Origin of the sequence: Psychrobacter immobilis, from assembly GCF_904846175.1 — a bacterium.
Taxonomy (GTDB): Bacteria; Pseudomonadota; Gammaproteobacteria; order Pseudomonadales; family Moraxellaceae; genus Psychrobacter; species Psychrobacter immobilis_E.
The window spans coordinates 186,762-213,373 of sequence record NZ_CAJGZM010000004.1; the positions used below are offsets into that span (position 1 = coordinate 186,762).

The 26,612-nt window shown below is 43.2% G+C and carries 20 protein-coding genes; 17 read left to right on the forward strand and 3 right to left on the reverse strand.

The genetic code is table 11. The features are described 5' to 3' along the window. Window positions 1-87 precede the first annotated feature (87 nt). The 5 genes from JMW39_RS07335 to JMW39_RS07355 all read left to right on the forward strand — a co-directional run bounded on the left by JMW39_RS07335 (window position 88) and on the right by JMW39_RS07355 (window position 4,796). Window positions 88-825: a LytR/AlgR family response regulator transcription factor gene (locus JMW39_RS07335; protein ID WP_201545225.1), complete on the forward strand. Its 738-nt coding sequence runs from the start codon at window positions 88-90 to the stop codon at window positions 823-825. Window positions 826-1,099: 274 nt separating this feature from the next. Continuing rightward, window positions 1,100-2,137, forward strand: coding sequence for a hydroxymethylbilane synthase (gene hemC / locus JMW39_RS07340; protein ID WP_201545226.1), 1,038 nt, complete (start codon window positions 1,100-1,102; stop codon window positions 2,135-2,137). Window positions 2,138-2,251: 114 nt separating this feature from the next. Then, entirely contained in the window at window positions 2,252-3,226 is a 975-nt protein-coding gene (locus JMW39_RS07345) for a uroporphyrinogen-III synthase (RefSeq protein WP_201545227.1), read from the forward strand. A 77-nt stretch (window positions 3,227-3,303) separates the two neighbouring features. Next, window positions 3,304-4,257: a hypothetical protein gene (locus JMW39_RS07350; protein ID WP_201545228.1), complete on the forward strand. Its 954-nt coding sequence runs from the start codon at window positions 3,304-3,306 to the stop codon at window positions 4,255-4,257. Between the two features lie 47 nt (window positions 4,258-4,304). After that, the gene (locus tag JMW39_RS07355; RefSeq protein ID WP_201545731.1) at window positions 4,305-4,796 is read left to right on the forward strand and encodes an acyl-CoA thioesterase; all 492 of its coding nucleotides are present in this window, start codon (window positions 4,305-4,307) and stop codon (window positions 4,794-4,796) included. Window positions 4,797-5,088: 292 nt separating this feature from the next. Here JMW39_RS07355 and ribBA read toward each other — a convergent pair whose 3' ends face one another. Both ribBA and JMW39_RS07365 read right to left on the reverse strand, forming a co-directional pair. Continuing rightward, window positions 5,089-6,201, reverse strand: a complete 1,113-nt coding sequence (ribBA, locus tag JMW39_RS07360; protein ID WP_201545229.1) for a bifunctional 3,4-dihydroxy-2-butanone-4-phosphate synthase/GTP cyclohydrolase II — start codon at window positions 6,199-6,201, stop codon at window positions 5,089-5,091. 284 nt (window positions 6,202-6,485) lie between these two features. Beyond that, window positions 6,486-7,775 (reverse strand): replication-associated recombination protein A, encoded by a 1,290-nt coding sequence (locus tag JMW39_RS07365; RefSeq protein WP_201545230.1) that lies wholly within the window; start codon window positions 7,773-7,775, stop codon window positions 6,486-6,488. A 269-nt stretch (window positions 7,776-8,044) separates the two neighbouring features. On the opposite strand from JMW39_RS07365, the gene JMW39_RS07370 reads away from it, so the two are divergent. Continuing rightward, window positions 8,045-8,602, forward strand: coding sequence for a type IV secretion protein Rhs (locus JMW39_RS07370; RefSeq protein ID WP_227679465.1), 558 nt, complete (start codon window positions 8,045-8,047; stop codon window positions 8,600-8,602). A gap of 205 nt (window positions 8,603-8,807) precedes the next feature. After that, complete coding sequence (locus JMW39_RS07375) at window positions 8,808-9,803, forward strand: hypothetical protein (RefSeq protein WP_227679447.1); 996 nt, start codon at window positions 8,808-8,810, stop codon at window positions 9,801-9,803. Between the two features lie 122 nt (window positions 9,804-9,925). On the opposite strand, the gene gltA is transcribed toward JMW39_RS07375, so the two are convergent. Further along, window positions 9,926-11,206 carry a citrate synthase gene (gltA, locus tag JMW39_RS07380; RefSeq protein ID WP_201545231.1) on the reverse strand — a complete coding sequence of 427 codons (1,281 nt, stop codon included), beginning with the start codon at window positions 11,204-11,206 and terminating at the stop codon, window positions 9,926-9,928. A gap of 1,077 nt (window positions 11,207-12,283) precedes the next feature. Here gltA and sdhC point away from each other — a divergent pair. The 10 genes from sdhC to galE all read left to right on the forward strand — a co-directional run bounded on the left by sdhC (window position 12,284) and on the right by galE (window position 26,600). Next, the gene (gene sdhC, locus JMW39_RS07385; protein WP_079690599.1) at window positions 12,284-12,670 is read left to right on the forward strand and encodes a succinate dehydrogenase, cytochrome b556 subunit; all 387 of its coding nucleotides are present in this window, start codon (window positions 12,284-12,286) and stop codon (window positions 12,668-12,670) included. Further along, a complete protein-coding gene (gene sdhD / locus JMW39_RS07390; protein ID WP_201545232.1) occupies window positions 12,670-13,074 on the forward strand; it encodes a succinate dehydrogenase, hydrophobic membrane anchor protein in 405 nt (134 codons plus the stop codon). Before sdhC ends, sdhD begins: the two co-directional genes overlap by 1 nt. Before the next feature lie 384 nt (window positions 13,075-13,458). Beyond that, window positions 13,459-15,309, forward strand: a complete 1,851-nt coding sequence (gene sdhA / locus JMW39_RS07395) for a succinate dehydrogenase flavoprotein subunit (RefSeq protein WP_201545233.1) — start codon at window positions 13,459-13,461, stop codon at window positions 15,307-15,309. A gap of 191 nt (window positions 15,310-15,500) precedes the next feature. Further along, window positions 15,501-16,211 (forward strand): succinate dehydrogenase iron-sulfur subunit, encoded by a 711-nt coding sequence (locus tag JMW39_RS07400; RefSeq protein ID WP_201545235.1) that lies wholly within the window; start codon window positions 15,501-15,503, stop codon window positions 16,209-16,211. 858 nt (window positions 16,212-17,069) lie between these two features. Next, window positions 17,070-19,955 (forward strand): 2-oxoglutarate dehydrogenase E1 component, encoded by a 2,886-nt coding sequence (locus JMW39_RS07405; RefSeq protein ID WP_201545237.1) that lies wholly within the window; start codon window positions 17,070-17,072, stop codon window positions 19,953-19,955. A gap of 162 nt (window positions 19,956-20,117) precedes the next feature. Beyond that, window positions 20,118-21,365 carry a 2-oxoglutarate dehydrogenase complex dihydrolipoyllysine-residue succinyltransferase gene (odhB, locus tag JMW39_RS07410; protein WP_201545239.1) on the forward strand — a complete coding sequence of 416 codons (1,248 nt, stop codon included), beginning with the start codon at window positions 20,118-20,120 and terminating at the stop codon, window positions 21,363-21,365. 199 nt (window positions 21,366-21,564) lie between these two features. Beyond that, window positions 21,565-23,016: a dihydrolipoyl dehydrogenase gene (gene lpdA / locus JMW39_RS07415; protein WP_201545241.1), complete on the forward strand. Its 1,452-nt coding sequence runs from the start codon at window positions 21,565-21,567 to the stop codon at window positions 23,014-23,016. 192 nt (window positions 23,017-23,208) lie between these two features. Continuing rightward, on the forward strand, window positions 23,209-24,375 hold the full coding sequence (gene sucC, locus JMW39_RS07420; RefSeq protein ID WP_201545243.1) for an ADP-forming succinate--CoA ligase subunit beta: 1,167 nt from the start codon (window positions 23,209-23,211) through the stop codon (window positions 24,373-24,375). A 181-nt stretch (window positions 24,376-24,556) separates the two neighbouring features. Further along, on the forward strand, window positions 24,557-25,432 hold the full coding sequence (gene sucD, locus JMW39_RS07425) for a succinate--CoA ligase subunit alpha (protein WP_149490377.1): 876 nt from the start codon (window positions 24,557-24,559) through the stop codon (window positions 25,430-25,432). 121 nt (window positions 25,433-25,553) lie between these two features. Then, entirely contained in the window at window positions 25,554-26,600 is a 1,047-nt protein-coding gene (gene galE, locus JMW39_RS07430) for a UDP-glucose 4-epimerase GalE (RefSeq protein ID WP_201545245.1), read from the forward strand. Window positions 26,601-26,612 lie beyond the last annotated feature (12 nt).

Consider the following 26,612-nt stretch of genomic DNA (forward strand, 5'->3'; position numbering starts at 1 on the left):
CATTTTCGCTAAGTAATACGTTGTAAATACTGATATGTTATGAATATATTAAGAGATTTCTAAGTATGCACTTATAAAGGAGTTTGCATGCGGATTGTAGTTTGTGATGATGAGCCATTAGCCCGTGAACGTTTAGTTAGAATTGTCCAAGAATCAGGTCATGAGGTAGTTGCCCAAGCAAAGACAGGCATCGAGGCGATTATTGCCGTAAAATCTCAGCAGCCAGACATCATATTGCTCGATATTCGTATGCCTGAGATGGATGGGGTAGAGTGTGCCCAAGAGCTTGCGAAGTTGAAACATCCACCAGCTATTATATTTGTAACAGCTTATGACCATTATGCGATAGCGGCACTAAAAGCCAATGCCATCGGTTATCTGTTAAAGCCAGCCAATAAAGACGAGCTGCTAGAAGCGTTGCATAAAGCCACCAATCTCAATGCAGCGCAATTAAATGGGATTCGTAAACTTGAGAATCCGACCGCCCGTCCAGTTCGCGAACATATAGTAGCCCGTACCCATCGCGGTGTTGAGCTAATTGAACTCAAAGACATTTATTATTTTACCGCGGATCAAAAGTACGTCAAAGTTCGTCATAGAGATGGCATTGTCCTTATCGATGATACTTTAAAAGAGCTTGAGCAAGAGTTTGAGGACAGACTGTTTCGGGTGCATCGCAACGCCATTATTAATATCAAGTATTTAGACTTTTTAGAAACCTTAGATGCAGGACAGTTTCAACTACATTTTAAAGGGATTGATGAAACCCTAGCGGTGAGCCGTCGCCATCTACCGGCACTACGTGAAAAGATTCAAAGCATGTAGATTTCTATTTAAAGTTAAAGCCATTTAACTTTAAACGTATTGAACTTCAAGGCCATTTAGCTTCGAAACTACTTGGCTATAAAGTATTAAGTAGCAAACGCTGCAATCTGTTGAAATAATCATGCCATATCATCAAACCCTTATTTATGCTTAAATAGGGGTATTTTTTTGCATTCTTCTTTTTGATAAATCGTTTGTAGCACCCGTCTTGGGCGCCAGATTTGTATTGTTATTAAGCACCGACATTCTAGTATCGAACTTATTGAGGCCTTTTATGAGCACCATGCAGCCACCTGCTTTGACTACCTTAAATATCGCCACCCGCCAAAGCCCATTAGCATTATGGCAAGCGGAGCATATTCGTGACCGCCTGTTGGCGCTGTATCCTGAGCTGACCATTAACCTGCTAAAGATTGTCACTAAAGGGGATAAGATTTTGGATACGCCGCTGGCTAAAATTGGCGGCAAGGGTTTATTCGTTAAGGAGCTTGAACAAGCGTTGTATGACAGGCAGGCAGATATTGCGGTGCATTCTTTAAAAGACGTGCCGATGGAATTACCAGAAGGCTTGACGCTGGGTGTTTACTGTAAACGTGCCTCGCCAACCGATGCGTTTGTTTCTAACACTTATCATAGTATCGATGAATTGCCAAAAGGCGCGGTGGTCGGTACCGCAAGCTTACGTCGCCAATGCCAAATTAAAGCTTATCGTCCCGATTTACAAATCAAGACTCTACGCGGCAACGTTGGTACGCGCTTAGGAAAGCTTGATGCGGGCGAGTACGATGCCATTATTTTGGCCACCAGTGGTTTGCAGCGTATTGAGCTTGATGAACGCATTCGTAGTGAGTTAGATATTGATATTTGCTTGCCAGCGGTTGGACAAGGCGCCCTTGCGATTGAATGCCGTGAAGGTGATGATCAAGTTTTAAAATTATTAGCACCGTTAAATGATGACAAAGCTCGTATCCGCCTTATCGCTGAGCGCGCATTGAACCGTCATTTACAAGGTGGCTGCCAAGTACCGATTGCGGCTTATGCGGTGTTACAAATGGCTGATACAGACAAAGATAGCAGTAGCAAAAATAATGGCCAAAATGGCAATGATGATGCAGGTGATACCTTGTGGCTACGCGGTCGCGTCGGTCAAGAAGATGGTAGTGAGATACTCAAAGCTGATAAAAGCTTGACCTTAACGGGTAGCCAAGCTGAGCAAGAAGCGCAAGCCAACCAGCTAGGTATTGAAGTTGCTGAGATGCTACTAGCCATTGGTGCTGGTGATATTTTATCGGCCATTTATAATCCTAGATAGTATCTATATTTAATAATGTTTAACTATTATTGTCATCTTAATCATAGCGTCGTTACTTATATGACTCTATGATTAAGCTTCCTTTCTTCCTAAGCCTTTTGTCACGGTATGTTTATGTCTTGGTCATCACCGAATTCTACTGATTCCAATCAATCTATTGATAAGCCAGTATTGCTGCCGCAAGTGGTCATCAATACGCGCCCAATCGAGCGTGCGGCACCGCTGACACAGCATTTACAAGCTGCGGGAATGGCAGTAATTGATATACCAATGTTGACATTGGATTCGCGCGCAACTACCGCGCAGGATATGGGATTGATGCGCCAATGGTTTGCAGGTGATTATCAAGCACTCGTTATTGTGAGTCCGACTGCTGCCGCCTCAGGGTTGGCTGTTTGGCAGGCGCTTGAGGATGAGCGCCAAGCTCAAAAATCTAGCGAAAATGCTAGCGCGTATAAAGAGTCAGAGCTTAAAGCTCCAAGCCATTTGATAGCGGTAGGAGAGGCGACTGCGGCAGTGTTAAATGATGCAAAGTTGGGTACATCAAGTTATCAAGTATTGCAGCCGTTAATTGCCAATAACGAAGGTATGTTAGCCATGCCTGAAATTGAAAGTCTGCAAGCAGGCGATAAGCTCTTGGTATGGCGCGGGCTTGGTGGGCGGCGGCTATTGGTTGATATGCTACAGGCACGCGGCGTGCATATCGATAGCATCGCTTGGTATGAGCGCAAAATGCCAACCGACGCTATGGCGCAGTATGAAGAGTGGCAAACGCAGTTCCTTTCGCAGCCGTCTTTGCAGCAAACAACCTCAGTAGCACAGCCAAAGCCCATCGTGATTGTCAGTAGTGGCACGGCATTTGAGAACTGGGAAACCGTTGTTAAGGCAGTGGCAACCAAGGATTTAGAGTCAAATAAAGGCAAAATGGCGAGTTCACCATTAAAACTCACCGATTTTGCGTATGTGGTATTAGGCGAGCGCTTAGCCAATATGGTCGCGCGTCAGCAGTTGAGTTATTGGCGTGTGGGAGATTTAGCGCCAGCAACGATTCTTGCAGCAATTAATTCACCCATAGTGGATTCAATGTAAGCAAAAAAACACATTTTTCTTACTCTATTTATTTTATATTTACTCAAAAAATTATCAATCACCAACGGTGCTGCCTTATGTCCATGAATTCCGAATCGTTATCTAAGGAGCCTTCTGCTATTCAGCAGCGCCGGCAAGCAAATATGTTTTTGGTACGCTTGCAATGGGTGGTGATTTTATTGCTTATCGCGGCTTTACTGTGGTTTTTTATCAATCAACAGCGTTTTGAGCGCAATGTGAATGAACGTTTGCAAAGCAATGAGCAAGTCGTCAGTCGTCTCAATGAGATGGACGATCGCATCTTTGCCATGAGTCAGCAAACCTTGCCAGCACCTCGCGCTGCCGCCAGTAGCCAAGCTCAAAACCAGCTGGATTTATTGCGTATTCAAATACAAGCGGCGGATAGATTATTGGCAGACAATAACGAGAGTGCAGCGATTGAGTTATTGCGCGGCCTACATTGGCAGCTGTCCCAAAGCAGTAATGAAATTGCCCCCGCACTGACCGTGGTGATTAAACAAAGCTTGGCAAAGGATATCGAGCGCCTGCAAGCAAGAAGCTCGCAGCCGAGTCCGTGGCAGCTACAAAGTCTAGCCATTCAAAATATCCAAGAGTTTTTATACAGTTATGAACGTAAGCGTCCTACTAATGCAACTGACTCGATTAAAATCCCTGATAATAATGTGAGCTTAACGCGCAGACAGCTTGTGATTCATGAAGTGATTATGACGTTGAATTTAGCCAGTCAAGCCAGCAATATGCGTGAAAAAGAGCAGTTGGTCGGCTATTTGCGCCAAGCACGTAAGCAGCTACAAACCTTAGAGCCACAGTCATCATTATCAGAACCATCTACCAATAATAAAAACTCTCAGGCAACGAACAGCACAACCGCTAATAAAAATAAGGCGCAAACCAAATCCTCTCCGAATGACATTACCGAGGTTATCGACTGGTTGGATCGATTGATTGCCAATGCGCCAAAACCAACACCATTATTAACCACGCAAATTTTGGATAAGCCTAAGCGTTAATGGTAGTTTTTAAAATTCTATAAGATAAAAATAAGAGAAATGCAGTGATGAATAGCTTTGAGAACAATACAGTGTTAAGTAATGAAAGTTCAGGTAACGTTCGCCCTGACGAGTTGGCGCACTATCCAATTATTCATCATCAGCCAATTCATTGGGGTGAGATGGATGCTTTTAATCATCTAAATAATGTGTTTTTTTATCGTTATGCAGAGTCAGCACGAATAGCTTATTTGCAGGCACTTGGCATGTTTGATGGCAGTATGGTGACGGTCTTAGCGCAATCTAGCTGCCAATATTTACGCCCTGTGACGTATCCCGATACGTTATTATTAGGCGTGCGTTGTCAGCGCTTGGGTAATACCAGCATCGTAATTGAATACAGCTATTATAGCTGCGCTCAAGAAGCGATTGTCGCGACCGCTGACGCCGTTATCGTCCGTTTGCAAAGTAATGGCAAGGATAAATTACCGTGGACCAATGAGGAACGTGAACGCTTAGTAGCATTGGAAGCAAGCGTTGGTCATAAGCCTGAGCTTTAAAAACTTTAAAAAGTCGGCTTATTTACTAAGTTATAGATACCACCAAAACGATGCCGCTAAAACAGCGCTTATCAATATAGTCAAAACATCCTAAAAACGCTACGGTATTGCTGATATCAATTTTTTGTAGCCTCTGTCTGCGCAGGCACAGCAAGCAAGAAAAATTGATATCAACAGTGCGTGATGTATCGATATTACTTTTCACTGACTATAAATGGTCAAAAATAAAAAGGCACGCTAAATAATATTAGCGTGCCTTTTTTATTTTTCAGTTCTTTCTAACTGCTAGCCTTTATTTCTGCTTAGGAGCATGAACAAAGTCAACGACGTTTAAATCAAACCCTGATAAGGCATAAAACTTCATCGGTGATGACAGTAGGCGCATATCACGAACGCCTAAATGGCGTAAAATCTGTGCGCCAACTCCAATACTGCGATAAGGCTGCTGGGCAATGGTTGAGATTGATTGATTTTCAGCGGCTTTATCAAGCGCGTCTCCCAAGTCAATCGGCTGATGATTGCCAATCCAAACCAACACGCCGCGTTCTGATTGTTGTATTTCTTCTAGTGCTGAACGTACGCTCCAGCCACTACGGCCTGTGGTGTCGTTTTTCGCCGCAAACAAGTCACGTAATGGATGGAAACCATGCACACGAACGGTACTGACGCCTTCGCTCACATCGCCTTTTACCAAGGCTAAATGAGTTTCGTCAGCGCCAAACTCGCGGAAACGATGCAAGGTAAAAGTACCGTATTCTGTTTCAAACGGATGTGACTCAATCTCTTCGACCGTTTGCTCATTGGCAATGCGATAGTTAATCAAATCCGCAATCGTACCAATCTTCAGACCATGCTCTTTGGCAAATATTTCTAGATCATCACGACGTGCCATCGTGCCGTCATCATTGATGATTTCAACGATAACTGCTGCTGGCTCCAAACCTGCTAGGCGAGCCAAATCACAACCGGCTTCGGTATGACCGGCACGATGAAGCACGCCGCCATTTTGAGCCATGATTGGGAAAATATGCCCAGGCTGCACGATATCTTCTGGTTTCGCTGAAGAGGAAACCGCAGCTTGGATAGTACGCGCACGATCGGCAGCAGAAATACCAGTCGTCACACCTTCAGCGGCTTCAATAGAAACGGTAAAGTTGGTGCTGAATTTTGCTTCATTGCGGTCTGACATCAGTGGCAATGCTAGCTGCTGGCAACGTGCTTCTGACAAGGTCAAGCAAACCAAACCACGCGCATGGGTAATCATAAAGTTAATATCATCAGGGCGTACATGGGTCGCTGCCATAATGATATCGCCTTCGTTTTCGCGATCTTCGTCATCCATTAAGATGACCATTTTTCCAGCACGAATATCTTCGATAATCTCAGGAATTGTATTTAAACTCATAGGAAGTCTCAATATTTTATTATGTGTAGATAGGTTTAATTGGGGATATAAATGTTTATCTGCCCATTGTAGCAGTAGATTGCTTCAATCACTGCTGTGCTAAAGCAAAACCTGCCTTAGTTAGAGCCATATGCGATAAAAATGATCTACTCAATTGGCTTGTATATATTGTTATGAGGTCATTTTAACGCTTTTCACCCCAGCGTGCTGCCTCATCTTGACAATCTGTCAATTAATAGGTTAAAAATAGTGATAAGTATTATCAATGATGCAAACCTATAACCTTAATTGTTACTGGCTGCTTGGCTCTTTAGCCAGTCCATAAATTGCTTACTGTGTTGCTCGCGCTGATTGTCAGCAAATTCATAAAAACTTGTCCCGATTAAATTATCGGGCAAATAGCTTTGTGGGTAATAGTGGTTGGGATAATCGTGCGGATATGCGTAGCCTTGACCATAGCCTTGATTGCGCATCAATTTGGTCACGCCATTACGCAAATGCAGCGGCACAGGTGAGGCGTCTTTTTCTGCCAACGCCATCGCCGCATTAATGGCTTTATAAGTGCTATTACTTTTGGCGCTGGTCGCCAGATACACCACTACTTGCCCTAAGATAATACGTGCTTCTGGCATACCGATAGATTGCACACTACGCAGAGCGGCATCAGCAAGGAGTAGGGCATTAGGGTTAGCGTTACCGATATCTTCGCTGGCCAAAATTACTAAGCGCCGCGCGATAAAATCAGCAGGCTCACCTCCAACTAACATCCGCGCCATCCAATATAGCGCCGCATCAGGGTCGGAGCCGCGTACGGATTTTATCATTGCAGAGATAATATCGTAATGCTGCTCGCCATCTTTATCATAGCGTACGAGCGCGGTCTGAGCGACACGGGCGACCAACTCATCATCGATAATTAATGGTGAATGCTTCGTATCCGCCGTTTGAATGGCAAGCTCTAATACATTGAGCGCTTTTCTGGCATCACCATGCGCCAATTGGCTAATTGTCTGTTGCGCCTGCAAATCAACCGTCAAATTTTTCAGAATGCTATCTTCTAAAAGTGCGCGCTGCAATACTGCACTGATTTGTTCAGGCGTCAACGGCTCTAGACGATAAACTTGGCAGCGGGATAACAGCGCGTTATTCACACTAAATGACGGATTTTCAGTTGTCGCACCAATTAAAGTAATATCACCTGACTCTACTGCCCCAAGTAGCGCGTCTTGCTGGGCTTTATTAAAACGATGAATCTCATCAATAAAGACCACAGGTGACTCAAAGCTTAACGAATCTTTGCTATCTAACACCTCACGTAATTGCTTCACCCCTGTATTTAATGCTGATAGCGCATGAAAGGGTCGGCCAACAGCATCAGCCAATAGCATCGCTATAGTGGTTTTACCGATGCCAGCTTCGCCATGCAAAATAATCGACGGCAAATGTCCTTGCTCGACCAAGCGCCGTAACGGTGCACCCGCTGCTAATAAATGTTCTTGACCAATAATAGCGTCAAGGGTCGCAGGGCGCATGCGCTGGGCAAGGGGGGTATCGGCATGAAAATTCGGTGGCATAAAGGTCTCTATTATCAATTAAATAGCTTCTAATTTTTATGGGGTAAAGTCTTTATTTTAAGCTTGATGTTAAAAAAGAATATATATTCTAGCTAGGCTAACGCAGATTTACGTTAATGAAAGTCAGCTAAGTGTACAGCTTATGTCTTAAAGGCTTTGTTTTTTAAGTTTTTATCCCTATTAAAGGCTTAATAGTTCTATAAAAAATCGTACTTATAAAATAGCATCTATAAATGCTCAATTTTTGAATATAAGGTAAAAACTTCATGCTGTCGCAGTCGACTTTTAAGCATTTATTTAAGCGCTCTATAGCTACTAAAGGCGCAAAGCATCAGTCACGCTACCTGACTGATGGAGAGCTAGCGTTGGCACGCTCAGTATTTGGTGATAGCCTCAAGCTTGATAGCGTGCAGCTTAAAACCGCATGGTGGATCTTAAAACATTATGCTGTTAGCCCTAATGGTAATATTTATTTTCATCCGGCTGATTGGGTCACAGATTTTAGCCAATGTTCCTTGGCTAAGCAAAGCTGGCTTATCCATGAATTGACCCACGTTTGGCAATTGCAGCAAGGTCTTAAAGTTATACGCGGCGCTATCATAAATCGCCGTTATGATTATGTACTTGAAGCAGGTAAGTCTTTTTTTAACTATGGCATTGAGCAGCAGGCACGTATGGTACAAGACTATTTTGTCCGTCGTCATCATGGTCATGACTGTCGGGATTTTGAAGCTTGCATTCCATTCTTGGCATCACCAAATTTAAGCACGCCAACGCTTGATACTAATCATAATAGACATGACAATCACAGGTCGTTTAAAGTTTAACCTTTCTATTATGCTTAAATATTTATATGATGGCTTAAGCTGTTTATGATTACAGACAGGAATTATTATAAAAAAATGATCATAAAAAGCTCTAGAATTTATTACTCAATTGAGTCAATAACGCTTCTAAAAATACCATTAGTTATGGACAGTATCATCACGTTGGCTTTTACTTTTTCTGCTTTTAATAAGGATATGAATTCGGATGTTTAAACTCTTATCAGTAAAACCTGACATTGATGCTAATCATCGCTATATAAATGTAGCCATGATTCGCCCGTATAAAGCCCCTAGCTTGATTGCGGCAGCACTGACTGGTGTACTGTTAGTAAGTGGTTGTCAGCAGCAAGCCGAAGAGCCAATACCTGATAGCAGTCAAACTAAAGAGAAAACCAGCGCTGAAGACAGTCAGCCTATGCGCAAAAGCGATTCTGCTGCTGCTAGTATAGAACAGTTTCAGCCTTTGTATCTTGCGCAAGCGCAAGGGCTACAGCAACGCTTGCAAGCGGAATATGAATCGCTACAAGCGGCAGATGCCTCAGACAGTGGCAACGACTTGTTGCCTGATAATACAACTGCTATGCCAACGAATGATAGTGGAGCTGCCAATCAAACAACGAATAATAATCAAACGACTAATTCTGAGCAAATAGCAAAACCAACCGCTACGGATCCAGCCGCAGCTACGGACACTAGCAATAGTGATTCTAACTCTAGCAGTAACTCTGATATTGATGCTACTTTAGAGACTGATATTAATACCAGTACAGAAGTGGGCGAGCGCGACTTAACGGTGCTTAAGCGTATTAGCCTTGAGCCGCGTAAACCAGTGATTTTGACAGATAAGCAGATTATAGACAGCTATCAGCAAGCGATGGAAGCCCTTTATCAGCCTGTGACCACACCACTTAGCGCTAAAGATGTTGATACTCTAATCAATATCGCGACATTGGTACCGCAGGTATTTGAACATGCAGAAATTGCCGGTAGACTGAGTGCAAAAAGCCCAGCGTTGGCGCGTTTGATTATTCAGCATCAAGTATGGGAGCAAATAGAAGCCCAGCAAGTCATTGATATGCAGCAGATGAAAATCAATCAGCAGCAAGAGTTTGAAAGGCTGATGGCGAAATTTAACGAAACCATTCAAGGTTATGACGAGCAAATTGCCAAATACGAGCAGACGTTAAAAGAGTTTCAGTAAAAATTTAGAAGATTACCGCTGATTGCTGTGTTAATCCTATCAAATGTAAACCATAGAAAATCCCGCTACGAGAGCGGGATTTTTATGTGTCTAATTTTTATACTGCTAAAATAAAAGACTGACTATTTACGGTCTTCGACTTTAACGAATTCGCGTTTTGTCTCACCAGTATATAACTGACGTGGGCGACCGATTTTGAACGGTGCGCTGTGCATCTCTAACCAATGGCTGATCCAACCAGAAGTACGCGCTAGTGAGAAGATAACGGTAAACATTGACGTTGGGATACCGATGGCTTTAAGGATAATGCCAGAATAGAAATCAACGTTTGGATACAAGTTACGCTCAACGAAGAAAGGGTCTTCTAAAGCAATTTTCTCAAGCGCCATCGCAAGCTCAAGCTTAGGATCATTGATACCCAATGCGCCCAGGACTTCGTCACAAGTTTCTTTCATTACTTGTGCGCGTGGGTCAAAGTTTTTGTAAACACGGTGACCAAAGCCCATTAGTTTCACTTCACGGCTTTTTACTTTTTCCATGAATGCTGGTACGTTTTCAACTGTACCAATTTCATCCAACATAGTAAGTACGGCTTCATTGGCGCCGCCATGTGATGGGCCCCAAAGGGCAGCGATACCCGCAGCGATACAAGCGTAAGGATTCGCGCCAGTAGAACCTGCTAGACGTACGGTAGACGTTGAGGCATTTTGCTCGTGGTCAGCATGCAGGGTGAAGATTTTGTCCATGGCGCGAGTGATGACGTCATTGGTTTTGTAGTCAACATCAGCAGGCGTTGCAAACATCATGTATAAGAAGTTTTCTGCGTAATTGAAATCATTACGTGGGTACATGAACGGTTCGCCCTGTGAGTATTTATAACTCATGGCTGCAAGCGTTGGCATTTTAGCGATTAGACGAATAGCAGTGATTTCACGATGCTCTTCGTTGCTTACATCAAGATTTTCATGATAGAACGCTGATAAAGCACCAACGACACCGACCATGATAGCCATTGGGTGCGCGTCACGGCGGAAGCCTTCAAAGAATTTACGTAACTGGTCATGAACGCCAGTATGCTTACGGACTTTTTCATAGAAATCCGCTTTTTGCTCAGCGTTTGGTAAATCGCCATGAATCAGCGCATAGGCCACTTCTAAGTATTCAGCATTGTTTGCTAACTCATCGATAGGATAGCCGCGATGCAACAGCTCGCCTTTGCCACCATCAATAAAGGTGATTTTTGACTCAACAGGCGCAGTTGCCATAAAACCTGGATCGTAGGTCCAGTAGCCCGCTTGTTGAAAAGCAGCAACTTCAATAACTGACGGCCCTAAAGTACCTTCAATAATAGGAAGTTGGTAATCCTTACCATCTACGGTTAATGTGGCTTGATTATCAGCCATAATCTAATCTCCATTGTTTTAACTTGTTAGAATAAAATTGTAGAGACGCATACCTTCGCGCCCTAAAGGGTCAAAATCAATTTAACATGCAGGCTATATTTAATATGCAGGCTATATTAGCAGTTATTACTGAGGTTTTGAAAAGACTTTTGGCAGTAATGGCTGTGATACGGGTGCCTTAGTCGTAGTTAGCGACTGTAAACTTTGTATCAAAATATGTCTGCTTGGTAATTTAGCTTTAAAATACTTACTTATTGTTAACGTAATGGTTCTCATTAACATTATAATACTAAAGACTTTTTAGCAAGATACTCTGTTTTAATAACGAAAGATAAATACTATAAAACAGACAGCGCATGAGTAATCGACAAATTGCTTTGGGTTTATGCTTTATCCTGAATTGGTAATATTAATGAATTCATATTACCAATAGCTAGCTTTTTGTTAATTAATCTCTAATAACCACTATTTAGGGGATAAATTTGTAATTAGTGGCCAGTCATTTTATAATTGGAGGGATTTAACTGGCACTAGCTTTGCGCAAATTGATCGCTCATCCTAATGAAGCCGTGGATAAGGCTTGGCTTTACTCATACTTTGTTACGATTGGACGTTCGGTTTATAGACTAAAAACCAGCTTATCGCTTGAATATTCTTGTTAACTGTTCTATTTTTAGATAGCCAACAATGAAGTTTACCTTAATAAAAAATGATAACATAGAGATGACACCCTGGCGTTATCTTTTTTTGTTGATGGCAAGCAGTAAAAATAGAATAGTTAATCGATTTATCCCATCCTGTGTGCTGAGTATTAAAAGCGTGTAGACAGCTTGTTATTGAAAGGGATTGTCATCTCAACGAGCGAGGTTTAGCCGTCTATAGATAGGCTTTACTTAATAGACCGAAGCGACCTTTCAAATTTAGCGCAAATTAAACGACGTCAGCTAGCCCTTCCTTACTTTATTCATCTCATGTGTTGCTCGCCGCTTTAGAATAGTTTTTTTATAAATAGTGTTTTTATAAATAGTATTGGTATAAAGCGTTGATAGCAGATACAGGAGTATAACCGCAAAAAGGATGCCCGCTGTGAAAAGCAACCGACCTATTGATCTGCCCTTAAGCCAAGTGATTAGCGTTAATCGCTCACCGATTGCGATAGCTTCAATCTTGCATCGTATCTCTGGCATTGTTTTATTTCTACTTATTCCTGTCATGCTGTGGTTATTGCAGAATTCTTTGGCGTCGCCTGAGAGTTTTGAGACCGTATTTGACAATGTTCTCGTTCGCTTTTTGGCCTGGATTTTTGTCGCTGCCATTGCCTATCACTTTGTGATGGGTATTAAGCATTTATTTGCTGATATGGGCATGAATGAGGAGCTAAAATCTGGCCGTGCCGCTTCTATGATTAGCTTTGTCATTGCAGCAATCTTAATTGTCGCGTCATTTGTATGGGTGATGTTCTAATGAAAAACGATTCAGGAATCAACAGCGCTACTGGTCTGACCGGCTCAGGTTCACGCGATTGGATTGTGCAGCGTATCAGTGCTGTCATTTTAGCCGTTTACAGTGTGGTATTACTGGGCTTCTTCTTAACCCATGGTAATGTAACCTTCGTTGATTGGTCACAATTTATGACCAGTTTACCGATGCGTTTGTTCAGCTTATTGGCCGTTTTGGCACTGGCTGGTCACGCTTGGGTTGGTATGTGGACGGTATTTACTGACTATATCACCACTGGCAAACTGGGCTCAAGCGCAGCAGGTCTACGTTTAGTACTACAGACATTAATGATTATCGCTATTTTAGTGTTTCTATTTTGGGGCATCATGATTTTTTGGGGTAACGGCTTCGGTGTCGTTGCTGTTTAATCATTAAGCAGATATCTAATCATTGGATATCAACAAATAACAACGGATGAACCTGACAACGCTATTAACCCTTATATGGTTTATAGCTGTTAGATTATTATGATTCCGTAGTCACCAAAATAGTCATAGCTAATCATAGCGTTGGGCGCACACTGAATAGAAGCATAAGTTATTGAGTAGCTCATAATGATTAGATGAATGAGTTACTAGGTGAATGTAGTTAATCAGGTGAGATGACCCAATATAACGATAGATATGCAAATTAAGTGGTTGAAGGCTGTTTGTATTGTATTTTGATTATTGTCAGTAGCGTTAACGCACAATAAGATGCAGAACAACCTTTTTATTTACTTCTAAGCATTAACAGGCATTAGGAAAACCGTAATGGCAACTAGACAAGATAATACTATTAGTAATATTAAAACCCTGAACTACGACGCGGTCATCGTTGGTGGCGGCGGCTCAGGTATGCGTGCTTCATTGCATTTAGCAGAAGCGGGCATGAAGGTTGCAGTCTTGACCAAAGTATTCCCAACCCGTTCGCACACGGTTGCTGCTCAAGGCGGTATCGGTGCAAGTTTGGGTAACATGAGCAATGATAACTGGCACTTTCACTTTTATGACACCGTTAAAGGGTCAGATTGGTTAGGTGACCAAGACGCCATTGAGTACATGTGCCGTGAAGCGCCAAAAGTGGTGTATGAGCTTGAGCACATGGGTATGCCGTTTGACCGTAACGAAGATGGCACGATTTATCAGCGTCCATTCGGTGGTCATACGTCAAACTATGGCGAAAAAGCCGTACAGCGTGCTTGTGCTGCTGCTGACCGTACTGGTCATGCACTATTGCATACGCTATATCAGAAGAACCTACAGCAAGGTACTGAGTTCTTTATCGAGTGGATTGCGCTTGATTTGATCAAAGACGACGCCGGTAATATCAATGGCGTCATCGCGATTGAGCAAGAAACGGGTACGGTTGCGGTATTCCAATCGCCAATCACTGTCTTAGCGACAGGTGGTGCAGGTCGTATCTTTGCTGCCTCTACCAACGCTTATATCAATACTGGTGACGGTATTGGCATGGCAGTTCGCGCAGGTATTCCACTACAAGACATGGAATTCTGGCAGTTCCACCCAACGGGCGTTCATGGTGCCGGTGTACTATTGACCGAAGGTTGCCGCGGTGAAGGCGCAATCTTACGTAATAAGGATGGCGAAGCGTTCATGGAGCGTTATGCGCCAACCGTGAAAGACTTGGCACCACGTGATTTGGTTTCTCGTTCTATGGACCAAGAAATCAAAGAAGGCCGTGGTTGTGGTCCAAATGCTGACCATATCGTGATGGATATGACGCATTTAGGTGTTGAAACCATCATGAAGCGTCTACCATCAGTATTTGAGATTGGTAAAAACTTCGCCAACGTTGATATCACGAAAGAGCCAATTCCCGTTATCCCAACCATTCACTATATGATGGGCGGTATTCCAACGACGATTCATGGTCAAGTTATTGTGCCGGATCTAGAAGCGGGTACGGATGAAGATGGTCTATATGCTAAAGGCAACGTGGTTAAAGGTCTTTATGCAATCGGTGAGTGTGCGTGCGTCAGTGTGCACGGTGCCAACCGTTTAGGTACCAACTCATTGCTTGATTTATTAGTCTTTGGTCGCGCAGCTGGTAAGCATATCGTTGATGAATTCCATCATGCTGACCACAACTATGAGCCATTAGACCCACGTGTTCTTGATTATACGGTTGGTCGTTTAGACAAACTGCAACAATCGACTTCAGGCTATAATGCGCAAGACGTCGCTGATGAGATTCGTGCAACCATGCAAACGCATGCCAGCGTATTCCGTACGCAAGCGATGATGGACGAAGGCGTTGCAAAAATCTTAGCGCTCGGTGAAAAAATTGACCAAATTCATTTGGCTGATAAATCACAAGTCTTTAATACGGCACGTATCGAAGCCTTTGAAGTAGGCAATCTTTATGAAGTGGCAAAAGCGACGATGATTTCAGCAGCTAAGCGTCACGAAAGCCGCGGCGCGCACAGTGTTTCTGACTATGATCGCCCAGAAGATGATGAATACGCACCAAACGGCCGTAACGATAGAGAATGGATGAAGCATACCTTATGGTATTCTGAAGGTAATAAAATTATCTATAAACCCGTTCGTAAAGTGCCATTGACCGTCGATTATATCGAGCCGAAAGTCCGCGTCTATTAATTTTAGACGATGTGCGCTTGATTTTTACGCACAGTACAAACGTTTTATCCTTTATCAATCTATTAAAAAGGTGACCGCCAGCGACAGACCACTATCAGCGCTGAGATTTAAAATCGCAGCGCTGATAGTTTACAATCCTTAGATTGTACGGTTTGTCAGCCCGCCATCATCTACGTGTGGAGTTTAGCATTATGAGCCGAGGTACTCGCATCATCGAAATCTATCGCTACGATCCTGATGTGGACGCAGCGCCGCGCATGCAAACCTATACGGTTGAGTTGTTAGACTCAGATCGTATGTTGCTTGACGTGTTATTACGCTTAAAAAAGGAAGATGAAACCCTCACCTTCCGTCGCTCTTGCCGCGAAGGTATTTGCGGTTCTGACGGCATGAATATTAATGGTAAAAATGGTCTTGCATGTCTAATTAACATGAATACCTTGCCTGAAAAAGTAACGGTTCGCCCGTTACCAGGTTTGCCAGTGGTTCGTGATTTGGTGGTCGATATGAACCAATTTTACGAGCAATACGAAAAAGTTCATCCGTTCCTAATCAATGACCAGCCAGCGCCAGCAACAGAGCGCTTGCAGTCACCTGAGCAACGTGACAAGCTTAATGGTTTGTATGAATGTATTTTATGTGCCTGCTGTTCAACCAGTTGCCCATCTTTTTGGTGGAATCCTGATAAATTCTTAGGTCCAGCAGCACTATTGAATGCCAACCGTTTCGTTTCTGACAGCCGTGATACCGATACGCGTGCGCGTTTGGCACGTTTAGACGATCCGTTCAGCTTGTTCCGTTGCCGCGGCATCATGAACTGTGTTTCAGTATGTCCAAAAGGCTTAAATCCAACCAAAGCTATTGGTCATCTACGCAATTTACTTATCGATCAAGCAGGTTAGTCTACCTTTTATCGTTAATTAGCTTTATAATAGCGCCATAAAAAACACCACCTATCATTAGGTGGTGTTTTTTATTAAAAAAATTGAGTAGTTAGCTGCTTTTTAAGTAACTAGCTCTTATTTTTTAAGCAATTAGGTCTTGTTTTTCTGATTAAGACGACAATATTAACATCTTAAGCGATATTGTTGAGGAGCAGTGGCAAATCCGTCAGGGTAAGTAAGGCTCTATTAACAATACGTTGCTTGTATGTAAGAAGACATGCTATATCGCGCGTCTCTCTATATAATTGAATATGGTAATATTGTTTAGTATTGCAGAGACTTATTGTTGTGAATCTGGTTCTTGTGAAGTAACAGATTTACAAAGATTTATTCTTCTAAAGGTAAAGTTACGATAAATGATAATAGATATTCATTACGTAAATACCTAGTATTGAACAAACAAACTATGGCGCCTAGCCTAGGCATGTTATTCTATACGGCAATGTATGTTTGGCGAAATAGACGCCATACTTTTACCATAGGAAGACGTTTCAGTGAAAATAGCCAATTGATAGGCTAACTGAAAGAAAAGATAGTTGCTTAAAAACCTTATTATTAACAATTTGGTTATAGCTGATAGCATTATATATAAATTAATGTTGTGAAACGATGCGATTCAGAAAACTGACCGTTCACAAATAATTAGAATAGTAAGATTGGTATTGCCATCACGCTTTTTACCTTTATATAGCTTTAGCATGCAATTGCCAAATAGCTTTTAATAGCAAAAAATGATGAACAACATACCTAATGTACAACGAATAACACAATAATAAGCACGATTCCATTCATTTATCTATCAAATAGACGATTATTATGAATAGTATAACTAAAGAAGCAGCGAGCGTAGATCATACCGAACTGGCCGCTGATAATGCCAGTTACATCGAAGCCCTCTATGAGCAATATCTAGACGATCCTAGTAGCGTTGATAGCGATTGGCAAGCGTATTTTCAACAATACAAATCACCAAACGATGCCGCGCATAATGCCATTAAGGATCAGTTCTTGTTGCTAGCGCGTAATCAGACCGCTAATAAAGTCAACACTGAAACGTCTGGCGCTACTGCTGACAATTCAGGTAACTGTGCCGACCCAAAACAAATGGGCGTGCAGCAACTGATTTCAGCGTACCGTCGCCGTGGTCATCGCCGCGCTAAGCTTGATCCTTTAGATCTACATCCACGTGCAGAAGTGGAAGATTTGACCCTTGCTTATCACAACCTTTCAGAAGCTGACCTTGATACGGTATTCCCAACCAATGATTTAAATATTGGTAAGGATGAAGCGCCGCTACGTGAAATTATCGAAATCATGGAGCGCGTATACTGCCGTTTTATCGGTACTGAATATATGCACGTGACCACCAGCACTGAAAAACGCTGGATGGAAAAATATCTCGAGAGCAATCTAGGGTATATTAAATTTGATATAGAAAAACGTTTATCTATTCTTGAGCGTTTAACCGCCGCCGAAGGCTTAGAGAAATATCTGGCTCGTAAATATACCGGCGTTAAACGTTTCGGTTTGGAAGGCGGTGAGAGTTTTATTCCTGCTATCAATGAAATCATCCAACGTGCTGGCGGTTATGGTACCAAAGAGATGGTCATTGGTATGGCTCACCGTGGGCGTTTGAATTTATTGGTCAATATCTTGGGTAAAAACCCTGCCGATTTGTTCGATGAGTTCGATGGTAAAGTACAGCCAGAAAAAGGCTCAGGCGACGTTAAATATCACAATGGTTTTTCATCGAACGTGATGACACCAGGTGGCGAGGCGCATTTAGCATTGGCGTTTAACCCATCGCACCTTGAGATTGTTGCACCTGTGCTACAAGGTTCGGTACGCGCGCGTCAAGTTCGTCGTAACGATCAGCCATTACAAGATAACAAAACTGGTAATTCCGTATTGCCAATCGTTATTCATGGTGATGCCGCTTTTGCTGGGCAAGGTGTGGTACAAGAAACCTTCCAGATGTCACAAACTCGTGCTTATACCACGGGCGGTACGGTACATATTGTTATCAATAACCAAGTTGGTTTCACGACCAGCCGTCAAGAAGATGCGCGTTCAACTGAGTACTGTACTGACGTGGCAAAAATGGTTCATGCACCTATTCTGCATGTAAACGGTGATGACCCTGAGTCAGTGGTATTTGCTGCTCAGTTAGCGCTTGATTACCGTCACGAATTTGATAAAGACATTATTATTGATTTGTTCTGCTATCGCCGTAACGGTCATAATGAAGCCGATGAGCCATCAGCGACTCAGCCATTGATGTACGCGGTGATTAAAAAATTACCAACGACCCGTACTATTTATGCGCAAAAGCTAATTGAAGAAGGTCTGCTGAGTAAAGAAGATGAAACTCGCTTAGAAGATGAATACCGTGAGTCTTTAGACCGCGGCGAATATGTTGCCAACTCTTTAGTCAGTCAGCCTAACGAAGAGCTGTTTGTCGATTGGAAACCTTATCTAGGTCATGACTTGGTCGATGATTGGGATACCAGTGTTGATATCGAAGTCCTAAAAGGTTATGGCCGCCGTATGGCAGAGATGCCAGAAGGCTATAAGTTACAACGTCAAGTACAAAAAGTGGTCGAACAACGCTTAGCCATGCAAACAGGTGAAGAGCCTTTAAACTGGGGTGCTGCCGAGACCCTAGCATATGCCTCACTAGTTGATAACGATAAAGTGTTGGTACGTATTACGGGTGAAGATGTCGGTCGTGGTACCTTCTCGCATCGTCATAGTGAGCTATATAATATTGAAGATGGCAGCATGTATGTGCCATTGGCGCATATCAGTGAGCAGCAAGCGCGCTTTGCCACTTATAACTCGTTGCTATCAGAAGAAGCAGTATTAGCATTCGAGTATGGTTATGCGACCACAGTGCCAAATGCACTTGTCGTTTGGGAAGCGCAGTTCGGTGATTTCGTCAACGGCGCGCAAGTGGTGATTGACCAGTTCATCTCTAGTGGTGAGACCAAGTGGCAGCGCGTTTGTGGTCTAACCATGCTGTTACCACATGGCTTTGAAGGTCAAGGTCCTGAGCATTCATCTGCTCGCCTTGAGCGCTTCTTGCAATTATGTGCTGAAGACAATATGCAAGTGATTACCCCAACGACGCCAGCACAGATTTATCATGCGTTACGTCGCCAAGCGGTACGTCCGATTCGTAAACCATTAATCGTTATGTCGCCGAAGAGCCTGCTACGTCATAAATTGGCGACTTCAAACCTAGAAGAGTTGGCAAACGGTAAGTTTGAAACGGTACTGCCAGAGATGGATCAGCAAAATCCGGACAACGTGACGCGTATGGTGCTATGTGGCGGTAAAGTCTATTATGACTTGCTAGAGCAGCGCCGTGCATTAGGTCTTGAGCATGTTGCTATCGTGCGTATTGAGCAGCTTTATCCATTACCAGAAAAACGTTTGATTGCTGAAATTGAAAAATATAGCAATTTGGCTGAGATCGTTTGGACACAAGAAGAGCCATTGAACCAAGGTGCTTGGTATTATTTAGCGCCGCATATGTTCCGCATTGTCGTACCGCACCCAACCAAGGCGAAAGTCATGGAGCCAGTGGCGCGTCCTGCTAGTGCGGCACCAGCAACAGGTTCGGCAAAACTGCATGTCAAGCAGCAGCAAGATTTGATCGCTGGCGGTCTTGGAATTAGTGTAGATGAGCTGTCCAAGTAACGACTCGTTTACTTAACAGATTATATTTATATAAGATATATGAATCAGGCGATGACAGTCCGTACCGCGCATTACCATTGAAGTAAGGCAATTTAAAATGGTACTGACTGCTCATCACGACTTAATAATAAATAGTAATATCAATATCTAAGGAGTATATCGATGGCTGAAATTAAAGCCCCCGTGTTTCCAGAATCGGTTGCCGATGGCACCATCGTGGAATGGCATGTCACTGAAGGTCAAGAAGTTAGCCGTGATGACTTATTGGCTGAAATCGAAACTGATAAAGTGGTATTAGAAGTTGTGGCACCTGATCATGGTGTCGTAACCAGAATCGTTAAGCAAGTTGACGATACTGTTTTGTCTGACGAATTGATCGCAGAATTTGAAGCAGGTGCTAGCGGTAGTACTGATAAAGGTGATGCTCCTGCAGTCGATCCAGACCAGCCAGCTGCGCCAGTACAACCAAAGCAAGGTACTGATGGCGGTGAGCCAGTCCAAGCAACAGATAAAAAAGATGAAGCGGATCATAAAGATCAAAGCCCTGCAGTCCGTAAAGCAGCGAAAGAGTCTGGCGTTGATCCTAAAGACGTTGAAGGCAGTGGTCGTGATGGTCGTGTGACCAAATCTGACATGGCAAACCCGACGCTAAAAGCGGACAGCTCTATCAAATCTGATAGCGGTCGTCCAGTCGCTGAATCAACAGGTGAGCGCACGGAAAAACGCGTACCAATGACGCGTCTACGTAAGACAGTCGCCAATCGTTTGCTAGCCGCTTCTCAAGAAACAGCGATGCTAACCACGTTTAACGAAGTCAATATGAAACCGTTGATGGACATGCGTGCTAAGTATAAAGAGCAGTTTGAAAAACGTCATGGCGTACGTTTAGGCTTTATGTCGTTATTTGTAAAAGCGGCGACCGAAGCGCTTAAACGTTTCCCAGCGGTCAACGCCTCACTAGATGGTGATGATATTGTTTATCATGGCTATTATGATATCGGTGTTGCCGTATCTTCAGATCGTGGTTTGGTAGTTCCTGTATTGCGTGATGCCGATCGCATGAGCATGGCAGATGTTGAAGCCAAGATTCGTGAGTTGGGTGGTAAAGCACAGAAAGGTAAGCTTGGTCTAGATGAGATGACTGGTGGTACATTCACTATCTCAAACGGTGGCGTATTTGGTTCACTCATGTCAACGCCAATCTTGAATCCACCGCAAACTGCTATCTTGGGTATGCATGCTATCAATGATCGTCCGATGGCAGTTGATGGTAAAGTTGAAATTCTACCAATGATGTATCTAGCACTTTCTTATGACCACCGTATGATTGATGGTAAAGAGGCAGTGCAGTTCTTAGTAACTATCAAAGAGTTGGTTGAAGATCCAACCATGTTGCTACTAGACCTTTAAGCCTATGAGCTTGTATTGGTAACCGCCGATACAAGCTTTTTAACTTTGGACTAGATGATTGTGGTTTATCGATAAATAACGGATGTCTTTCCTAGCGTGTATTAACGATAGGATAAAATGTTCAGTTATTTGTTAATAGCTTAACTAATCATTTAAATGTTAAATAAAATTAGAAAGAAATTAGAAATAGGAACGTACTATGAAAGACAATTATGATCTAGTCGTCATCGGCGGCGGTCCTGGTGGTTATGAAGCCGCTATTCGTGCAGGCCAACTGGGTATGAGCGTTGCTTGTATCGAAAAACGCGTTTATAAAGGTGAGCCAGCGCTTGGCGGTACTTGCTTAAACGTCGGTTGTATCCCATCAAAAGCCTTGCTTGATAGCTCACATCGCTATGAAGCGACTAAGCATGACCTTGCTGAACACGGTATCAGCACCGGCGACGTTGCTATCGATATCGAGCAAATGATTGCCCGTAAAGAAGGTATTGTTAAGCAATTGACTGGCGGCGTTGCGGCATTGTTAAAAGGTAATGGCGTTGACTGGCTACAAGGCTGGGGCACGTTGGAAGATGGTAAAGGTGCGGACAAAAAAGTTAAATTTACCGCACTTGCTGACGAAGCAGAAACTATTATCACTGCTAAAAACGTGATTCTTGCAGCAGGTTCGGTTCCTATTGATATTCCTGTGGCAAAAACTGACGGCGATCGCATCGTTGATTCTACGGGCGCGCTTGATTTCACCTCGGTCCCTAAGCGTTTAGGCGTAATCGGTGCTGGTGTTATCGGTTTAGAACTTGGTTCAGTATGGCGTCGTTTGGGCGCGGAAGTGGTTGTTTATGAAGCGCTACCAAGTTTCTTAGCCGCCGCTGACAAAGACATCGCTAAAGAAGCGGGCAAAATGCTGAAGAAGCAAGGTCTTGATATCCGTGTCGATACCAAGGTTACCAATGCTGAAGTAAAAGGCGATCAAGTGGTCGTTACCAGTGAAACTAAAGGTGAGTCTAGCGAAGAGAGCTTCGATAAACTGATTGTTTGTGTTGGCCGCCGTGCATATTCTGAAAAACTATTAGGTGAAGACAGCGGTATCACCTTGACTGAACGTGGTCTAATCGATGTCGATGACCAATGTAAAACCAACCTTGATGGCGTTTATGCTATCGGTGACTTGGTTCGTGGTCCTATGCTTGCGCATAAAGCCATGGAAGAAGGCATGATGGCAGTTGAGCGCATTCATGGCGAAAAAGCCCAAGTGAATTACGATACTATTATCAACGTCATTTATACCCATCCAGAAATCGCATGGGTTGGTTTGACCGAGCAAGAAGCAGAAGCTGCCGGTTATGAAGTTAAAACAGGTTCATTTAACTTAGCGGCGAACGGTCGTGCGCTTGCTCAAAGTGAAGCACAGGGCTCTATTAAAGTCGTTGCTGATGCCAAAACAGACCGTTTATTAGGTATGCATGCCATCTCTGCGGGTGCTGGTGATATCGTCCATCAAGGTATGATTGCGATGGAATTTGTTTCTAGTATCGAAGATCTACAACTGATGACGTTTGCGCATCCAACTATCTCTGAAGCGGTTCATGAAGCTGCTCTATCTGCAGATGGCCGTGCTATTCATGCCATCCAGCGTAAAAAGCGTAAGTAGTTTTTACAGATAAAATGATTTAAGTTCGTGCAATTAAAATCAAGACAATTTAAATAAATATCAAGTTTAACTAGATGGCGCGGCTGCTATCATTATTAAGGTAGCCGTCACGCCATCATAAGTGCTCAGATATATTCTTCTAGCACTTGTTTTCACTTTTTATTAATTGTAAAAAAACAAAGGATACAATCAATGAATTTACATGAGTATCAAGCAAAAGAGCTATTAAAAAGCTACGGTTTGCCCATTCAAGAAGGCATCATCGCCCATAACGGCGACGAAGCTGCTGCTGCTTTTGATAAAACACCAACTGACATTGCGGTTATTAAAGCGCAAGTTCATGCTGGTGGTCGCGGTAAAGCGGGCGGTGTTAAATTAGTTAAAACTCGTGAAGAAGCTAAGGAAGTCGCTGATGCGCTTATCGGTACCAATCTGGTTACGTTCCAGACTGACGCTGATGGCCAACCAGTAAACTTTGTATTGGTTGCAGAAGATATGTACCCAGTACAAACTGAGCTATATCTTGGCGCGGTTGTTGACCGTTCTACGCGTCGCGTGACTTTCATGGCATCAACTGAAGGTGGCGTTGATATTGAAGAAGTAGCCAACGAAACGCCAGAAAAAATCTTTAAAGTAAGCGTCGATCCATTAGTGGGTCTAATGCCTTACCAAGCACGTGAAGTGGCATTTAAACTGGGTCTTGAAGGCAAACAAATCAACCAGTTTGTAAAATTAATGAGCGGTGCTTATAAAGCATTCGTTGAAAACGACATTGATTTACTTGAGATTAACCCATTAGCGGTTCGTGAAAACGGCGAAATCGTTTGTGTCGATGGCAAAATTGGTATCGATTCAAACGCCCTATATCGTTTGCCTAAAATCGCTGCGCTACAAGACAAAACGCAAGAGAATGAGCGTGAACTGAAAGCGGCTGAATTTGACCTAAACTATGTTGCCCTAGAAGGTAACATCGGTTGTATGGTCAACGGTGCTGGTCTTGCAATGGCGACCATGGACATCATCAAACTGTATGGCGGCAAACCTGCTAACTTCTTGGACGTTGGCGGCGGTGCAACCAAAGATCGCGTTGTTGAAGCGTTCAAAATCATTCTAGAAGACAGCAGTGTAGAAGGTGTGCTAATCAACATCTTTGGCGGTATCGTACGTTGTGACATGATTGCAGAAGCCATTATCGCTGCGGTTAAAGAAGTCGACGTAAAAGTACCGGTAGTTGTACGTCTAGAAGGTAATAACGCTGAATTAGGCTTACAGATTCTAGAAGAATCTGGTTTGAAATTGACTTCAGCCCAAGGCCTAGCAGACGCGGCGCAAAAAATTGTCGATGCGGTTAAAGCCTAAGTCTTTAATATAAGTCGTTAACATAAGCGTGATGCTATTAATCAGTACGCGCTTAAACAAACGCTTAAGCATTACAGTCAAAGCGTGATGGCAGTTTTTAGTATGAGCATTAATCGTTAACATTTAACGACAGATGAGCTAGCAAACTGCTATTGCAAGACAACCGAATAAGGAAAAAATAATGAGTGTATTAATTGATAAAGATACCAAAGTATTGGTACAAGGTTTTACCGGTAAGAACGGTACATTCCACTCTGAACAAGCGATCGAATACGGCACTAAAGTTGTTGGCGGCGTAACCCCAGGTAAAGGCGGTCAAACGCACCTAGGTTTACCAGTATTTAACACCATGGCGGAAGCGATGGAAGCGACCCAAGCCGACGCATCTGTTATCTATGTACCAGCACCATTTGTACTAGATTCTATCGTTGAAGCGGTTGATGCCGGCGTGAAATTGATTGTTGTGATCACTGAAGGCGTACCGACTATCGATATGCTAAAAGCCAAGCGTTATATCGAAGAAGCAGACGGCGTCCGTATGGTTGGTCCAAACTGCCCAGGCGTTATCACTCCAGGTCAGTGCAAAATCGGCATCATGCCAGGTCATATCCATTTGCCAGGTAAAGTGGGTATCATCTCACGCTCTGGTACCTTGACTTATGAAGCCGTTGCACAGACCACTAAACTTGGTTTTGGTCAATCAACCTGTATCGGTATCGGTGGTGATCCGATTCCTGGTATGAATCAGATCGATGCGCTTAAATTGTTCCAAGAAGATCCACAAACCGAAGCTATCATCTTAATCGGTGAAATCGGTGGTACTGCTGAAGAAGAAGCCGCTGCTTATATCAAAGAGCACGTGACTAAGCCAGTAGTTGGTTATATCGCTGGTGTTACTGCGCCTGCCGGTAAGCGTATGGGTCATGCTGGTGCGATTATCTCTGGTGGTCAAGGTACTGCTGAAGAGAAATTTAAAGCTTTTGAAGACGCTGGTATTGCTTATACTCGCGATCCATCAAAAATCGGTGACAAGCTTAAAGAAGTTACCGGTTGGTAATTTAAGTATTAATCGATAATCTAATACCGAAACGTCGTTGAAAAAAAACCAAGGCACCCCTACAATGGGGTGTCTTTTTTTATTCTTAAAATACCTTTTCTTTGACTAAAATGTAGAAATTATGAAAAACAAGATATTGGTTACCGGCGGCGCTGGATATATCGGCTCACATACTTGTATAGCACTGCATCAGGCAGGCTATGATGTTGTGGTATATGACAATTTATCCAACAGTAGCATTGAGGCTATTAACCGTGCCTCCAAATTAGCAGGGCAGCCTATCGAATTTATCGAAGGCGATATTAGAGATGCTAAGCTACTCAAACAAGTATTTGCCGAACATGATTTCTTTGGTGTGATTCATTTCGCGGGTTTAAAGGCCGTTGGCGAATCCGTTGCCAAGCCACTGCTGTATTATAATAATAATGTCAGTGGCACCATCATTTTATTAGAAGTCATGGCTGAAGCAAACGTTAAAAACCTCGTTTTTTCATCTTCTGCGACTGTTTACGGTGACCCTGAAGTATTGCCTATTGATGAGACATCGCCACGTTCTTGCACCAATCCTTATGGGCAAAGTAAGCTTACGGTCGAGCATATTTTACAAGACTTAGCTGCAACTAATGATGGCTGGAATCTTATTCCGCTTAGGTACTTTAATCCCGTAGGCGCTCACCCATCTGGACAAATTGGCGAAGATCCGAATGATATTCCTAATAATTTAATGCCTTATATCTCGCAAGTCGCCGTTGGTAAGCTTGAAAAGCTCAGCATCTTTGGTAATGATTACCCTACTGTAGATGGTACGGGTGTACGCGACTTTATCCATGTCACTGACCTTGCCCAAGGTCATGTTGCTGCGCTTAACTATCTACAGCAACAGGTAAGCTTAAGTCAAACAAGCTCAGTAGGGTTCTTACCTATTAACCTAGGAACGGGCAAAGGCACTTCAGTGTTAGAGTTGGTCACTGCTTTTTCTGAAGTATCGGGTCAAGATATTCCTTATCAGTTCGCTGCTCGTCGCGCCGGTGATATTGCCAGTTGCTATGCCAGTGCTGATAAAGCGAAAGACTTGTTAGGCTGGGAAGCAAAACTGTCTATCACTGAGATGTGTCAAGATACGTGGCGTTGGCAGAGTATGAATCCGGATGGGTATAACATCGCTTAGATTGCATAAAGA